Origin of the sequence: Bacteroides sp. AM23-12 (assembly GCF_003434395.1) — a bacterium.
Taxonomy (GTDB): domain Bacteria; phylum Bacteroidota; class Bacteroidia; order Bacteroidales; family Bacteroidaceae; genus Bacteroides; species Bacteroides thetaiotaomicron.
On record NZ_QTLF01000009.1, the window covers coordinates 18519 to 33245 of the forward strand.

At 46.0% G+C, this 14727-nt stretch carries 6 protein-coding genes; 3 read left to right on the plus strand and 3 right to left on the minus strand.

Features of this window, described 5'->3' with window-relative positions; translation table 11 throughout:
• Positions 1-147 precede the first annotated feature (147 nt).
• From DW640_RS10530 to DW640_RS10540, 3 genes are all read left to right on the plus strand, one after another.
• Positions 148-3399, plus strand: a complete 3252-nt coding sequence (locus DW640_RS10530; protein ID WP_196993379.1) for a glycoside hydrolase family 2 protein — start codon at positions 148-150, stop codon at positions 3397-3399.
• A 17-nt stretch (positions 3400-3416) separates the two neighbouring features.
• The gene (locus DW640_RS10535; protein ID WP_117578109.1) at positions 3417-5672 is read left to right on the plus strand and encodes a GH92 family glycosyl hydrolase; all 2256 of its coding nucleotides are present in this window, start codon (positions 3417-3419) and stop codon (positions 5670-5672) included.
• A 216-nt stretch (positions 5673-5888) separates the two neighbouring features.
• A complete protein-coding gene (locus DW640_RS10540) occupies positions 5889-8456 on the plus strand; it encodes a hypothetical protein (protein ID WP_117578061.1) in 2568 nt (855 codons plus the stop codon).
• Positions 8457-9262: 806 nt separating this feature from the next.
• On the opposite strand, the gene DW640_RS10555 is transcribed toward DW640_RS10540, so the two are convergent.
• The 3 genes from DW640_RS10555 to DW640_RS10565 are packed head-to-tail and all read right to left on the minus strand — an operon-like array spanning position 9263 to position 14721.
• Positions 9263-11410 (minus strand): BACON domain-containing protein, encoded by a 2148-nt coding sequence (locus DW640_RS10555; RefSeq protein WP_117578063.1) that lies wholly within the window; start codon positions 11408-11410, stop codon positions 9263-9265.
• A 2-nt stretch (positions 11411-11412) separates the two neighbouring features.
• Complete coding sequence (locus DW640_RS10560; protein WP_117578065.1) at positions 11413-12693, minus strand: hypothetical protein; 1281 nt, start codon at positions 12691-12693, stop codon at positions 11413-11415.
• Positions 12694-12714: 21 nt separating this feature from the next.
• Positions 12715-14721: a SusD/RagB family nutrient-binding outer membrane lipoprotein gene (locus DW640_RS10565; RefSeq protein ID WP_117578067.1), complete on the minus strand. Its 2007-nt coding sequence runs from the start codon at positions 14719-14721 to the stop codon at positions 12715-12717.
• Positions 14722-14727 lie beyond the last annotated feature (6 nt).

A 14727-nucleotide genomic window follows, 5' to 3' on the forward strand; every position in this document is an offset into this window, starting at 1 on the left:
TTTTCACCCTTTCCGGAGAGAAAAAGACATTTTATGATACAATTAATTCCATTTTAATGAAGAATTAATTTGCTTTATCCTCTCTTTTTAATGGTTCGACCTTTACTTTGCCCTTGATAATACCGGAAAACTCATTAAATTATGAATATGAAGAGAAGTTTAATTTTACTATGCGGTCTGCTGACCGGCTTTACCTTGCAATCTACAAAGGTAAACGCGCAGACACAAACAGTGGCTAATGACCAGAAACTGGTCTATCCCTACACCTTTGCCCCCAGCGAAGGTCTGGTGAACCAAACAGAAAAAGAACATCGACAAGAGATTTGCATCAACGGTTATTGGGATTTCCAGCCTGTCCGCTTGCCGAAAGAATACGTTCAGGGAAAAGGTATCGCTCCCGAACTTCCATTGCCGGAAAACGACAGCGAATGGAGCAAAACTCGTATCAAAATCCCTTCACCGTGGAATATCAATGCTTTTGCTTACCGTGACCTGGAAGGTCCCGACCACCGCAACTATCCTTCATACCCTAAAGAATGGGAACAAGTGAAAATGGCATGGATGAAGAAGAATGTCACCATCCCTGCCGATTGGTCAGGGCAGCAAATCAAACTTTACTTTGAGGCCGTAGCCGGATATTCCGAAGTCTATATAAATAAAGAAAAGGTAGGCGAGAACTTCGATTTGTTCTTACCGTTCAGCTTTGACATCACCGATAAAGTGACTGCCGGCGAAAACATAGAGATACTGGTAGGCGTACGAAGCCAGTCGTTATTCGAAAACAATGCGACCATCGGACGCCGCATTGTTCCGGGCGGCTCGATGTGGGGGTATCAGATCAACGGTATCTGGCAGGATGTATACCTGTTGGCCTTGCCAAAAATCCATCTGGAAGACGTATACGTAAAACCGCTGGTATCAAAGAATACACTGGAAATAGAAGTAACTCTTCAGAACCTGACAGAGAAGAAGACTGACATACAACTGCAAGGCAATATCCGCGAATGGGTGAACTGCGCAGGAACGGACGTCAACTCCGCTCCCGTTCCGAACTGGACGCTTGGTAATGAAGCATTGAAAGTCGCTCCTACGAAAGTGTCCCTGCCAGCCAAGGCTTCACAGAAAGTGACCTTACAAGTACCTGTCGGCAAGGATATATTAAAATACTGGACTCCGGGGCATCCCAACCTATATGCCCTGTTACTTTCCGTCAATAACCAGAAACAGACTGTCGATACCAAATACGAACGTTTCGGCTGGCGTGAATGGACATTGCAGGGTACTACTCAATATCTGAACGGCGAACCTTACGCATTACATGGTGACTCCTGGCATTTTATGGGTATCCCGCAGATGACCCGCCGTTATGCGTGGGCCTGGTTCACCGCCATTAAAGGGATGAATGCCAACGCAGTCCGTCCGCACGCGCAAGTCTATCCCCGCTTCTACCTCGACATGGCCGATGAAATGGGTATCTGCGTGCTGAATGAAACAGCCAACTGGGCCAGCGACGGTGGTCCGAAACTGGACTCCGACCTCTTTTGGGAAGCATCCAAAGAACACCTGAAACGTTTTGTCCTGCGCGACAGAAATCACGCGTCCGTTTTCGGCTGGAGTATCAGCAACGAAAACAAACCCGTTATCCTGCACGTTTACAATCGCCCCGAACTGATGCCGGTACAAAAGAAGGCATGGGAAGAATGGCGTGACATTGTACATCAGTACGACCCTACCCGCCCGTGGATTTCAGCAGACGGAGAAGATGACGGTGACGGTATATTGCCCGTAACCGTAGGACACTACGGAGACATCAACTCCATGAAACGCTGGATTGAAATCGGAAAACCTTGGGGAATCGGCGAACACAGTATGGCTTATTACGGCACCCCGGAACAGGTTGCCAAATATAACGGAGAACGTGCTTACGAATCACAGGAAGGCCGTATGGAAGGATTGGCTAACGAATGTTACAACCTCATCGTCAACCAAAGACAGATGGGAGCCTCTTACAGCACAGTCTTCAATATGGCATGGTATGCCTTGAAACCGCTTCCACTCGGCAAGAAAGACAAAAGCAAAGCTCCCACCGTTGAGGCTGACGGAGTCTTCTTCGGTGATTACAAAGAAGGAGTTCCGGGCGTACAGCCCGAACGTGTAGGCCCTTATTGCACGACGTTCAACCCCGGGTATGACCCGACCTTGCCGCTCTATCAGGAATGGCCGATGTACAGTGCCTTACGCGCAGCCAATGCTCCGGGCAAACCGGCCTGGTCTCCTTATGCTGTAATCGACAAACAACAGTACGACCATCGCAAAGCAACAACTCCTTCCAAAAAGTATAAGGAAGTCATCTTTATCGGTAGTCAGAACAGTAAATTAAAGCAGCTGATTGATGCGCAAGGAGTCATATTCTCCAAGAAGGCAAACACTCCTTCCCTGTTGCTCTATATCGTAGACGGTAGCCAAAAGTTGGATGCTTCTACCAAGGATGAGATACAAAAGCAAATCGCCAAAGGAGCGGATGTATGGATATGGGGACTCACACCGGAAACGGTAGCCGCATACAATGAAATTCTTCCGCTTCCGGTGTCCTTGGATAATCTGCAGCGTTCTTCTTTCCTGCCCGTACAAAAGTCATGGATGCACGGACTCAATAATTCCGACTTCTACTTCTGTGAACTTCAGAAGACCAACGCTTCCAGCTACTCGCTGAAAGGAGCTTTCGTAGAAGAAGGCGACGTCTTGCTGAACGCCTGTAAGACCGACTGGAGAAAGTGGAACAAACGCCCGGAAGAGATCAAGACTGCCGGAACGATTCGCAGTGAATACGAATGTACAGCCGCCACTCCTGTATTTGTAAAATGCCAGCAGAATGCTTCCACTTTCTATCTGAACACATTAACCGAATTTGCCAACTCAGAGAAGGGATTCAACACTTTGAGCGCTATTCTGAAGAATGCCGGAATAGCCTTCCAAAAGCCGGAAGTCAATATCGACGAGGTCTTCTTCCTGCGCGACGAACAGATCAACTTCCCCGTAGCCACCAAAGAGAAACTGGTGAAGGACAGCGACGGTGAATGGACACTGGAACTTTATGTATTCAGTCCACGCCCTTTGGACGACCTGTTGATAGAACCGAACATGCCGAAACTATCCCTCTTTGTGAAAGCAAAGAAACGTGCGCTGCTCATCAACGACAAACCTTATACGGCTGTATCCCACGACGGACGCAACGAAATCATCTACAAAGAATTGCCCTTGCTGCAAGGATGGAATAAACTGGTGATCAAACTAGGAGCCGGAGACCGGAACGACTTCACCGGTTATTTCAAATGCGATAACAAGAAAGATTTCCTTCCGCTGTTGAAAGCAGCTTTCGTGAATCCGGAAACCAAATAATAGTAAATAAACAAATGATGAAACTTACACACATTTTAGCCTCGGCGGCTATCATTTCAACGCTGAGTGCATGTAACGGTAGCCTGCAAACAGCGGATCGGACCCCGGTCGATTACGTCAACCCGTATATCGGCAACATCAGCCATCTGCTGGTTCCCACGTTCCCCACCATCCAGTTACCCAACAGTATGCTTCGTGTTTACCCGGAACGTGCCGATTACACCTCCGAACTGCTGAAGGGGCTTCCATTGATCGTCACCAACCACCGGGAACGTTCTGCATTCAATTTCAGTCCCTATCAGGGAGAAAAGCTGCGTCCGGTCATAACGTATAACTATGACAACGAGCACATTACTCCTTATTCTTTCGATGTGGAACTGGATGACAACCGTATGAAAGCGGAATATGCGCTTTCCCATCAGTCGGCTATCTACCGGATAACGTATGAGGCAGACAAACCGGCTTATCTCATCGTAAACTCCCGCAATGGCTCTATTCACGCCAACGAGAACTTCATCAGCGGTCGCCAGCAACTAAATGACAACACCAATGTCTATGTATATATAGAAGCACAGGAGAAGCCGATAAGCGCCGGCATCCTCGAAAACGGCACTATTGAAACAAGCAAGGATAATGCCGAAGGCGCAAATGCCTGTGCGGCATGGCGCTTTGCCGATGGAACCACAACGGTCAACCTCCGCTACGGTATTTCTTTCATCAGCGAGGAACAGGCCGAAAAGAACCTGCACCGCGAATTAAAAGACTATAACATCAAAGCACTGGCAGAAGCGGGACGCCAAATCTGGAACGAAACGTTGGGACGTATCCAAGTAGAAGGAGGAACGGAAGATGACAAAACCGTATTCTACTCTTCTTTCTACCGTACCTTCGAACGTCCCATCTGCATGAGCGAAGACGGCCGTTACTTCAGCGCCTTCGATGGAAAGGTACACGAAGACAACAGTACTCCTTTCTACACCGACGACTGGATTTGGGACACTTACCGTGCCGCACATCCTCTCCGCACACTGATCGACCAACAAAAGGAAGAAGACATCATCGCATCCTACCTGCGCATGGCGGAACAAATGGGCAATATGTGGATGCCTACTTTCCCCGAAGTAACAGGTGACACACGTCGCATGAACTCCAATCATGCCGTTGCCACGGTAGCCGACGCACTGGCCAAAGGGTTGAAAGTAGACACGGCAAAAGCCTACGAGGCTTGCCGGAAAGGGATTGAAGAAAAGACGCTCGCCCCGTGGTCGGGAGCACCGGCCGGCTGGCTGGACAATTTCTACCGTGAAAACGGTTATATCCCCGCTCTCCGTGTAGATGAACCGGAAAACGACCCGAACGTACATCCTTTCGAGAAGCGCCAGCCTGTCGCTGTCACTCTGGGAACCAGCTACGACCAGTGGTGTCTCTCCCGTATCGCCCAAGCTCTGAACAAGAAGGAAGAAGCCGAATACTATCTGAAATGTTCGTATAACTACCGGAATCTCTACAATAAAGAAACCGCTTTCTTCCATCCGAAAGATAAGGAAGGACAATGGATTGAGCCATTCGACTACCGTTTCCCCGGAGGCATGGGAGCCCGTGAGTATTATGGAGAAAACAACGGCTGGGTTTACCGCTGGGACGTGCCACACAATGTAGCCGACCTCATCAGCCTTATGGGAGGAAACGAGCAGTTCATCGCCAACCTTGACCGCACTTTCACCGAACCGCTGGGACGGAGCAAATATGCATTCTACGCAAAACTGCCCGACCATACGGGTAATGTAGGCCAATTCTCGATGGCGAACGAACCGTCTCTGCACGTTCCTTATCTTTATAACTATGCCGGACAGCCGTGGAAAACACAGAAGCGCATCCGTCAAATGCTGAAAACATGGTTCCGCAATGACCTGATGGGTATTCCGGGAGATGAGGACGGCGGAGGTATGACGTCATTTGTGGTCTTCTCTTCTCTGGGCTTCTACCCTGTCACTCCGGGATTGCCGGCCTACACCATCGGAAGTCCGCTTTTCACAGATGCCAAGATTACACTCAGCAACGGAGCCGTATTTGAAATCGAAGCCAAGAACGCTTCCAATGACAACAAATACATCCAGTCCGCCACACTGAATGGCAAAGAATGGAACAAATCATGGTTCAGCCATGATGACCTGATGAACGGTGGCAAGCTAGTATTGGTAATGGGCAGCAAACCCAACAAGGCATGGGCCAGCGGAGCAGAGGATGTTCCTCCATCATTAGAAATCAAGTAGCTATATTCTAGCGATTAAACGCAAGAGGGTTGTCGAAGAATCATCGAAATAACATCTGATTCTTCGACAATACCTCTTGTCATATTCCCCGGATGTCGGCTATCATATACGAGTATTCCAACACTTTGGTTATATAAAATAAGTCCCCGATTCTTATGAATATCATATTGTTTTTCGTACTTTTGCCACATAGGAACAGATTCAAGTAGAAGTACTATGAAATATCAACTGCAATTATTGATTTTTATCCTGCTTTGCCTGGCGGGCAGACTGGATGCGTCTCCTTTATATGATTACGGACTTTATCTTAAGTCTCATGCCGTACCGGCACCGGAAAGGTCTACCTTATATTTGGATGACAACCAACCTTTCTCCGTAAAAAACGACTTAACCATTTCTTTTCAGATATATATACGTGCCAATGAAGCCGACTATGGCTCCATTCTTCATCTGAAGACAGACAAAGGCCAGATAATACGCTTTTCGTTTGTTGCAGGCGAGCAAAACCATGCTCCCGCTTTAATGCTCAATGATGAGATTATCATCATTGACAAACCCATAGAACTGGAAAAATGGATCAATGTCTCGCTGAATCTGCGTCAGAAAGACAATGTGATCGAAATAGAATACGACAAAAAAAAGATGTCGTCCACCTTCCCCCTGCAAGAAACAAACAGCGTAACGATTACATTCGGCCAGATGCTAGGCTATCAGGCGGAAGTAGCCCCTGTCAACTTAAGGGATATCAACATCATACAGGACGGCAAACTGACAAGAGAATGGAAATTATGGAAACATAATGACAACCTCTGCTATGACGAAAAAGAGGGAGCCGTCGCGCATGCTGTCCAGCCTCTCTGGCTGATAGACAACCATATCGAATGGAAAACTATCAATAAGATCACTACTTCCAGCAGAGTAGGCATAGCATTCGACGCCCGTTGCGCCTTATTCTATGTAGTCAGTCCCGAATCGGTAAAAGTGCTGGACGAAGACGGAAGACTCAAACAAGAGACTGCCGTACGCGGAGGATATCCTGCCGTAGAATATCCCAACCACCTGCTGTATGATACGCTAAGCAATGCACTGGTATCTTACTCACTGACGGAAAACATCATCTCCCGCTTTTCGTTCGCCGACGGCAAGTGGAGCAACGAAGTGCGGAATACCAAAGAACCCAACAACTATAACCATGCCAAAGCATTTAACCCCGCCGACTCCTCATTCTACTTTTTCGGTGGATATGGCTTCTATAAATACCGTAATGACCTGTTCCGCATGAAGTCCGGCAGTGAAATTATGGAGCAAATTAAATATGATCATCCTCTTTATCCCCGCTATTCTGCTGCTATGGCAGTAGTGGGCGACGAACTATATATCTTTGGAGGCAAAGGAAACAAATATGGTAAACAGGAATTGACTACCCATTACTACCTCGGCCTGTATGCCATCAATTTAAAAAGTAAACAGTCCCGCACCATCTGGGAGAAAAAAGATGATAACAAGGAAACCATCATGGCTTCCTCCATGTACTTCGAACCGGCAGACAGTTCTTTCTATGCCGTATCTACGGACAACGGGGGAACACTGTGGAAAATTTCCATGAAAAGCCCTGTTTATACAGAAGTTTCAAAACCGATCAATAACCGACTGGATTATCAGGACTGCGATTTTAACCTCTACTATTCACCGACTCACAGGAAACTGTTCCTTGTGCTGGACAAGATACTGAACAATCGTACACACGATATAAAGATCTATTCCATCAATATGCCTCTAGTCAACGAGATAGATATCCGTCAGTCGGTGGATGAAATGGGCTCCGGCAAATGGTGGAATCTGCTGTATGTCATCGGTGTTCTGGCAATACTAGCCTGTGGTGCCTGGCTGTTCTATCGTTCAAAAAGCAAACGTCAGCCAACCCAATCGGCTGCAACCTCAAAAGAAGTTCCTCAATCGGTTGCCGCTCCAAAAGCCATCTCTGAGAATCAAGAGAAAGTTACTCCGATGATGCCGGAACAAGAAAGCGATCCCGCACCGAAAGAGATAGTCAACTACTATGACCGTAGCCGTTCCTCCATCTCATTGTTAGGGTGCTTCAATGTACGCGATAAAGAGGGAAATGATATCACCGCCAATTTCACTCCCCGCTTGAAACACTTGCTTATTTTGCTGATATTATATACAGAAAAGAATCCGAACGGTATCCTGACCTCCAAAACAACGGGAATCCTATGGCCGGATAAGGAAGAGACGGCTGCCCGCAACAACCGTAATGTAAACTTACGCAAGCTTCGGGTATTATTGGAGAGTATCGGTGATGTAGAAGTCGTGACGGAAAACAACTTCATGCACATTAAATGGGGCGAGAACGTATTCTGCGACTATCGCGAAGTGCTTGCACGTATCCAGCAATTCAAGGAGAAAGAAAACGACGAATTACTCAACCGTATCTTGGAACTTCTGTTGTATGGACCATTGTTGCCCAACACCATTCTCGATTGGTTGGATGACTTCAAAGAAACATACTCCAGCCACTCCATCGACTTGTTGAAGGATCTGTTTGAAATTGAAAAACAACGTAATCATCCGGACATGATTCTCCGCCTGGCAGACATCATGTTCCTGCACGACCCGCTGAATGAAGAAGCATTGGCCGCCAAATGCGCTGTGTTCTCCGCACAGGGAAAGAAAGGGATTGCACGAAATCTGTATGACCGTTTCTGCAAGGAGTATCGGGACTCGATGGGAGAAGATTATAAAACACCATTCGCAGATTTATAACTGTACAGCTTTACTTCTTTCCTAAATGAAAAATGAATCAAACAGTAGTATCTCCATTGGGGGTAACTAAAAAGTCGGTACCATCTCCATTCTCCTCCTTCGGGAAGGAGGAGAATGGAAGATAGAACCGACTATCATTTAGTTCAAAACTGTACGGGAATGAGCTAAACTGTATGAATGGATAATCAGATGTACGAAAGAAGCATGGAGGACTTGACAAACCGCTTTTTATATTGTATATTTGTAAGTAGAAACCGGAAGAAAATTCGATAACATTGATAATATAGACGAAAAATGAGCGATAATAAGTATAATATAATAACAGATTACAGGCATTTCCACTTCGGATAATGCTTGTCAGATAGTCTGATACAAGCTAAGGGCTGCGATTCTTTATGGGAATTGCAGCCCTTTTTGTTGCTTTATATTGATATTTATTACTAAAATAGCAATATTCGGGTTTATAATAAACTTGGGGGATGTTTATAATAAACGATGAAAGAATTTATTAATAAACGATTGGAAGTTACTGCATAATCGGTCAATATCTTTCGTATAGATATGGGTGCTGACCTTGAAAAGTTCTTTGTCCTTTAAATAAGCAAATGAATTATTACAACAATTACTCTTTTCTTTTTTTATGTCATAGGACTGAAAACCTTACTGTACCATTACGAATGAATCGACAAGGAAACAATGCATGACTTTACTACTGACTCAAAAGAAAAGCAGACTATCAATGGCGGGAATCTTCCCGCCGACTGATAGTCCGCTCTTTTTATAGTATTTACCTACTTGACTCTATATCAATTGGATTCTCCCATGATAGTAGTGGCAGATGATCCCCAAGTAAAGTTGCTCTTCAATGCCGAATTGGACTTCAAGTACGGTTGCTGAACCTTCGGTCCCTTCGTCCATTCTTCCGATTCGGATGTCAATGTATTCAACAGGTCTTGGAAGTGCATGGAAACTACGTGTTTCGGGTCCGGATTCTTGTAATATTCCAAATATTCCATCGGTACATATACCGTGCTCGGCCATGTCTTAAAGACAGTACACCATGTTGTCGGTTGGGTAGCACCTTCATCGGCATCACTACGGGCAACTTCCTTGCACTGGAACGGTAATGACTTTAAGTGCAAAGTCTTGAGTGCCGTCACATTATCAAAGATGTATCCGTAAACATAAGTCATGGTACTCGGGAACCAAGCTTCATTTACTACCGAATTACCGAATGCATGGCGACCGATATAAGTCGGACCTTCGTTCACCACTACCGTTCTCAACTTGGTACAGTTACGACAAGCTTCTCTCGGTACGTATTGCAATCCTGTCGGGAATGAAATATTCTCCAGAAGGTTACATCCGTTGAATACACCATTCTTCAGCGTTTCATTCTCCACTTCCGTCATATCCAAAGTTTTCAGGTTGTAGCCCTTACCCGCTGTCATCATGTTCTTCAGTAAGTTCAAATCGGTATCGTTGAGTCTGCCCTTCAACTCCAGGCTAGTGATGGATTCCCAATCTTTATAGATTTCGTCATCAATAAGACTCTGCAATACATTTGTCAAACCTCCCGGAGCCGGAATTTCAATCTGAGTGGCCGCAGCCTGACGGATAACCATATAGTCTTTCTTGTTTTCATAACCCTTGCGATAGATGTAAACGGTAGCCTGACGTTCTCTCAGTACCTTATTCACATCGTACGTGAAGATGACACGTTCGGGCATGGAGTTGTTTGCCATATGCAGCCAACCATTCTCTGCCGTATAGCCACTTTCTTCCGGATATACGATATCCACCAAAATCTCGTTCTTCGGATCGGTCAACGTAGACTGTACGCTATACTTCACGGTAGCGGCACTGCCCAGCTTATCCAAACTTATTCTGAAATCGTTCTTGTTGGTAATAACCAGTTCCACATCGCTTGCCTGAGCTTGAGTCACGATAAACTCTTCTCTCACCTTCTTGTCGGCAGCGGCACAAAGCGCGATCGTTGCCGTACGTTCGCCACCGGTATTTTCTTTCACGGAAACAAGGAAGGTAGAGTCGCCCTTGGCATCTATAGCAGGCTTGAACGAAATCCAATCCTGATCGTTCTTATCAATATCAATCGTCAAATCCCTCGGTCCGTTGGTATTGGTTGCCTTATATTTCAACAGAATCGAATCTTCTTTCGATGCCAGGTTAGTGAACATTTCCTTGTTATCGACCGTAATGACAGGTTTGGGTAGACCGGTCTGGAAGATATTCATCGTAGCCTTTACATTATCATTATCTTTCGAAGAGATTTCAATGGTACCTCTACGAATATCAAACTTCTGATTCGGCAACACCTTAAAGTACAGTGTATGGTTTTCCATCGCACGTGTCTCCGGTTCACCTGCGGGGCGTTCGTCTGTCGGCATGATCCAGCCCGTGTCACCGGAATAGAGGAAACTGGTTTTATACTCTCCTGTGTTGATTCCAAACTCTACGGAAATAATATGCTCACCGGCATCCAGGTTTTCGTAGGCCTTCGGGTCGGTGATTACCACCGCATCCTTCTGTGCCTGATAGATAACGAAATCAAACTTAAAGCCACCGGACACGAGAGAAAAATTAGCACGGCGTGCATCCGGTTCCACATTTTCGGCTGCAGCTACCCATACTTTGTTGCCTTCGCCGGCCGTTCCTTCGCGTTCAAACAGCACTACCCAGCTATTATCCACACCTTCCGAATCATCCAGTACGATATGCCAATCCTGATTGGCATTGAATGTCAGTACTTGAGCGGAATTTCCCGCAGAAGAAAAACTGAAGGTGGACGCTTCGTTCACGATCTCCAATTTAGGCTCTAGCGGCGTCACCACTTCCGGACCGGTTTCATCGTCACCACATGCAGTCAGTAACGATGCCACCAAACATCCGGTCAAGCCGATATATTTCCAATTGATAAAATTTATCGCTTTCATGCTTATTTCACTTTAAATTCTTCTTTTACAATATTAAGGTATTTCATACCGTATCCATTCCCGTAATTCGGGTCAGTCGGTTCGATAGCCTGATCCACATTCCAACGGTTAAAAGAATCGATGATGACCATCGGACGCTTTCCCAAATTCATCTTGGCAACATTACACATCTTACGGAACATATCTTCATCCTTAAATACCACCGGGAAGTTATAGAACTGAGTTCCATCACCATCTATCCACTGATTGAACGAAGGTGAAACGCTAGGTACGAAGTCTACTCCGTAATTAGCCCACTCATATTCGCGGTTGTACTTAAAGTTCTGGTCGATGCACTGCGGATAGCAGGTAGGACGGAACCAGTCGGTCTGATTGTACATATTATCCATGTACACAGCATCCACTTTTCCGCTTAGGAAGAAGTTATGCCAGCGTGCGGGAGGCGTCCAGCGTTCCTGACGTGCTAAGATATAGATCTCAAGCCCATTGCCATTGCCGTCTTTTACATTTTCACGTACTCTTTCACGGATCGTATTATAAAGTTTCTCAGAATCGCGTGCATACAACTTATCAGCATTCCAGACTACAATCATCGGTTTGCCGTCTACAGTATAGTAAAGATCGTTGTTCGTACAGAAACGGCTTGTCAGGTTGACAAAAAAGCTATAAAGTTGCTCACAACGTGCAGAGACACCATTTTCATCGGCATCATCTTCTATCATGGCGGTATTATTCAGTCCGCTTGCAAAATTATTCATATCCATAGAAACCGCATAACGCAAACCTCCCCACTCAATACCTTCCGAGTTGGGATTCAGTCCCGCCATATAGTTCACGAAATTCACGTTACCTTCGTTCAGCAAATCTCCCTTACTGGTATCCAGACCGATGTTCGGCAAGATAAGGAAATTGATACCGGCATTATTTGCCCAGGTAAGGTGCTGCTGAATCAAGTCAGCAGTTTCGGCTTTATTGATATCCATCGAATAACGTCCCAGCACCGGACGCACATTCGGACAAAGCTGTGGATACTGTCCGCTCTGATTATATTCACCAATCAACCGCGCATACTTCTTTTCATCCACCCCCGTACTACCCAAGTTCCAATAAATGGCTCCTACCGGAATATCGCTGCTCGGTCTGATTTGCGGAATCTCATAGTTCAAGAAATGATCATCGATGGAAGGACCGTCATCTGTCGGTGAACAGGCCGATCCGGCCACCAGTCCCAACGTCAGGCATATTGCAAGACCTGTCTTATTAAAAATCTTATACTTTTTCATTTTTCAGTCATTACTTAATTACTACTTTTCTACCTTATAAACTAAAAGTGTAGCTTCTATCAAGAAGTTATAAGCCTTGTCCAAAGCCTCTTCGGCATCCTTGATACCAGTCAGCTCACGGGCATTCTTCAAGAACTCTTCATAAGTCTGTCCATACTTCTTGGCTTGGAAATCCATGTTGAACTGTACATAATCAATATTCTCCCAGCTGGCTATCATTTCTTCCTGATTAGGTACAGGTTTTGCGAACTGAAGCATTGTGAAGATATTGTCTCCCCAACGGGCGGCATTAGGCTTCGGGCTATTCTTCTGTAACAAATCGATAGCTCTGTAATAAGCCTCTGCATTTGTCTGACGTTCCGCATCCGGGAAGTAAAGGCGTTCGGGCCAGCCATAGTACATATTTCCGCCTTCTTCATAAGCCTGAGATCCGTTCAGAAACAGAGGCGGAAGGTTCAATGCACGTGTGCGGCGTTCCATACGCCAGGCAGACATTCCATCCAGGAAGTCGGCAAACCAGCGTTGTTTGTAGATTTGTTCCAACTGTCCTTCTTTACCGTCTGCTCCGTTGATGTCGGCAGTCATCAGTTTACGGGTATCATAGAATCCTTTATGACTGGTTCCCCAGGCGATTCCTTCCTGAGCCATATAGGCAGCAGAAGAAGCAGACAAGCCGTTCTCTTCGAACGAAGCACGGATGCCTTCTTCATAATAGGTCTGTGCATCCTTGGATCCCAAGTCGAACTTCACTTTCGCCTCAGCGCAAAGGAAACAAGCATCTGCCCAGCGCAGTAAAGGCATCGTAGCGTCCATTGCATAATATCTCGGGTTGATGTAGCATCTGTTGTCTTCATTCATTGACAACGGATCAGGGATTTCTCTTGTACCGTTCGGGTCGGTCGGGTCGATCGGTCTTCTCCAGCCGAACGGTGTACGGGCACCCGGATTGTCCGGTGTAGGAACGTATGGAATGGAGTAACGTACACGCAATGAATCACGCACTTCATATCCATCTATCATCCATTGCAGATGTTCCTGCTGATCGCTGGCAGAACAACCGCTCACATCACAGTCGTGTGAACGAGTCAGCACATCCGTCATACGATAAGGCTGGCGTTCCGGCCAATAAACGTTGGAGCCGTCGAAGTAAGTCTCCATACGCGGATCGTTGTATGAGAACAGATAAATGGCGAAATATTCGTTCATGGAAGGGATCAGTCCCCAGTTTGCTTTCGTCTGAATTTCTTCTTTATACAAACGAGTGTAATACCAGGAACAGTCTTTGTCGATCACCGTTCCATATTTGGGAGCAAACGCATCGTCCAGAGAACTGAACAGCCATTCTTCATGTCCCATAGATTTCGCAACATATTCGCGTGCTTTCTCTTCGCTGATGTTCTGGATATTCATGGCTATCTCCAGGCGTAATGTATTAGCCAGTTTACGCCATTTCTGCACATCTCCGTTATAAACAGGGTCTTTCAGAATCTTATCAGTGGATGATTCGTCGAACTCATCGACTGCCTGATCCAGCCAACCCAAAATGGAATAGTAAGCATCGGCTTCCGAATCATAATCAAAGATACGCTTGTCCGTTCCTCCGTCCATACCGGCATGGCTTAGTCCGACCGGACCATAGAGTGACAGTAACTGGTAGTAAGTGAATGCTTTCCATGTCTTTACAACAGCCAGACTGTTAGGCAAAGAGCCATCATCGTATGCTTTTGCCAGCTCTTCCAGGTCGCGCAGAATCTCTACATAAAACTTACGGTAGAATCCGTCTCCCCTTTCGTTCCACGGTGTCTGGAAAGCGACGTTAGTAATGTAACGTGAATAACTCCACATACGGTTATTATTCAATTCACTGATCGCATTCATTGTTTTGTAAACCGTACCGGGGAAAATACTCTGTAGATTTACCTCATACAATTTGTTCGGGTCCGAGTTGGTGGTTTCGAAACCGTCCGTACACCCCACGGCAGTCGATGCCAGCAGGAGTAACGGTAATATTTTGTTTTTCAATTTCATGCTTTA

What these genes read in the sequence shown, in the direction of transcription:
- DW640_RS10530 (WP_196993379.1), top strand. Translation starts at nt 148, where the DNA reads ATGAAGAGAAGTTTAATTTTACTATGCGGTCTGCTGACCGGCTTTACC.
- DW640_RS10535 (WP_117578109.1), top strand. Translation starts at nt 3,417, where the DNA reads ATGAAACTTACACACATTTTAGCCTCGGCGGCTATCATTTCAACGCTG.
- DW640_RS10540 (WP_117578061.1), top strand. Translation starts at nt 5,889, where the DNA reads ATGAAATATCAACTGCAATTATTGATTTTTATCCTGCTTTGCCTGGCG.
- DW640_RS10555 (WP_117578063.1), bottom strand. Translation starts at nt 11,410, where the DNA reads ATGAAAGCGATAAATTTTATCAATTGGAAATATATCGGCTTGACCGGA.
- DW640_RS10560 (WP_117578065.1), bottom strand. Translation starts at nt 12,693, where the DNA reads ATGAAAAAGTATAAGATTTTTAATAAGACAGGTCTTGCAATATGCCTG.
- DW640_RS10565 (WP_117578067.1), bottom strand. Translation starts at nt 14,721, where the DNA reads ATGAAATTGAAAAACAAAATATTACCGTTACTCCTGCTGGCATCGACT.